Origin of the sequence: Sphingomonas sp. TREG-RG-20F-R18-01 (genome assembly GCF_022662475.1) — a bacterium.
In the GTDB taxonomy this organism is placed as follows: Bacteria; Pseudomonadota; Alphaproteobacteria; order Sphingomonadales; family Sphingomonadaceae; genus Sphingomonas.
The window spans coordinates 1-598 of sequence record NZ_JAKNQQ010000051.1; the positions used below are offsets into that span (position 1 = coordinate 1).

1 protein-coding gene is annotated in these 598 nt (G+C 64.7%); it reads left to right on the forward strand.

What is annotated here, in order from left to right:
• The coding region (locus tag L8K25_RS22590) for an IS3 family transposase (RefSeq protein ID WP_242141268.1) at positions 1-598 on the forward strand (598 nt) is incomplete at both ends.

The following is a 598-nucleotide window of genomic DNA, read 5'->3' on the forward strand; positions in this document are numbered from 1 at the left end:
GCGGTACGGTCGCCCGGCTGATGCGTGAGATGGGCTTGGCAGGGGTGATCCGGGGCAAGCCGGTGCGCACGACCATCAGCGACAAGGCTGCGCCGTGCCCGCTCGATCACGTCAACCGCCAGTTTTACGCGCCAGCGCCGAACATGCTGTGGGTCTCAGACTTCACGTACGTCGCGACCTGGGCGGGGTTCGTCTACGTCGCTTTCGTCATCGATACCTATGCTCGGCGGATCGTCGGCTGGCGGGCCAGCAGGACGGCTCATGCCAGCTTCGTCCTAGATGCTCTGGAACAGGCGCTTCACGATCGCCGGCCGACCCATCGGGGCGGCCTCATCCATCATAGCGATCGGGGCTCGCAATACGTGTCCATCAAGTACACCGAGCGCCTCGCCGAGGCCGGGATCGAGCCGTCGGTCGGCAGCGTCGGCGACAGCTACGACAACGCTTTGGCCGAGACGATCAATGGCCTCTACAAGGCAGAGGTCATCCACAGGCGTGGACCCTGGCGATCCTTCGAAGCGGTGGAATACGCGACCCTCGAATGGGTCGACTGGTTCAACCATCGCCGGCTGCTGGAGCCCATCGGCAACATCCCGCC